The sequence below is a fragment of the Candidatus Magnetobacterium casense genome, from assembly GCF_019173545.1.
Classification (GTDB): domain Bacteria; phylum Nitrospirota; class Thermodesulfovibrionia; order Thermodesulfovibrionales; family Magnetobacteriaceae; genus Magnetobacterium; species Magnetobacterium cryptolimnobacter.
The window spans coordinates 1-1116 of the sequence record NZ_JABXWD010000759.1; the positions used below are offsets into that span (position 1 = coordinate 1).

The 1116-nt window shown below is 54.2% G+C and carries 1 protein-coding gene; it reads right to left on the reverse strand.

Annotated features, from left to right (window positions below):
* Positions 1-1089, reverse strand: a 1089-nt coding sequence (locus tag HWQ67_RS19315; RefSeq protein WP_218254325.1) for a VIT and vWA domain-containing protein, incomplete at its 3' end; no start/stop codon positions are given.
* Between the last annotated feature and the right edge of the window lie 27 nt (positions 1090-1116).

Consider the following 1116-nt stretch of genomic DNA (forward strand, 5'->3'; position numbering starts at 1 on the left):
GATGTTCTCCGCGTTGGCCGGGATGGAGCGCTCCGACATCAGCGACGAACCTCCAGCAAAGAGCAGGACGTTAAAGACATCGTTGGAGCGGAGATTGCTAATGAGGTCCTTCAGCAGCTTCTTGGATATCTCCAGCGGGAAGCCGTGCATGGAGCCGGAGACGTCCACGATAAAGACGTACTCGCGCGGCGGTATTTCGGCGATGGAGACCGACCTGGGCGGCTCCGCCATCAGGAGAAAGAAGTTCTCGTCCTTGTTGGCATACAGCATCAGACCCGATTCGATCTTGCCCCCGGAGAGGCGATAGTTAAGCACAAAGTCCCTGTTTCCCGCATTGGCCTCTGAGGCATCGAGCTTCAGGGTGGCAACAGAGGGGGATTCGTACCTGACGTGTGTCTTGTGCGATGGGCACGACAGCTCCTTGACGGGCATTCCCGATGAGACCTTGACGCTGATGTCAAGGGTGTTGGGAACGCTTTGCCCCTGATGCAGGTATGGATTGGCGACCCATTTTTCGGTATTCGCCTCGTTGGCATACCGTGGTCCGACAACCGTGGGGTAGACAAACTCATAGACGCCATCGGTTGGGACAAGCAACTCGGTATACTTCAGCTCAACCTTGATTGTGTCTGCGGGCAGGATGTTTGCGACGTTCATTTGAAACACGTTTGGTCTCTGCTGCTCCAGGAGTGATGCGCTCTTGCCCTCTTCCCTGGCCTGTTCGTACTGCCTGCGGGCTTCCTCCTTTTTTTCGATCTTCGCCGTGATAGTCCTGTTGCCGATGGTCATATTCATCCCGTAGACCGCCGCACGGGTTGAGGCGGGGAATATATAGATGGTCTCCAGAGTCCTCTTGCCATCGTTGCGGTAGACCTGTGTGACCTTTACGTCGGCAATGACGCCCACGACGTTGGCCTCAACCGTCGTTGATTTTAGCGAAAAGTGGTCTGTGTCGGGACTGTCGCTCTTTACAAAGAAAAACGGCGACAGCGTCTTGTCCTTGTCTGTTTGGGCGTACACCATGCCACCAAACATCACTATCAATCCTACAACCAAAAACCGTACCAGTGTCCTTGTTACCTGTCTCATGTCCTTGTCCTCCTGATTCTTATTTTA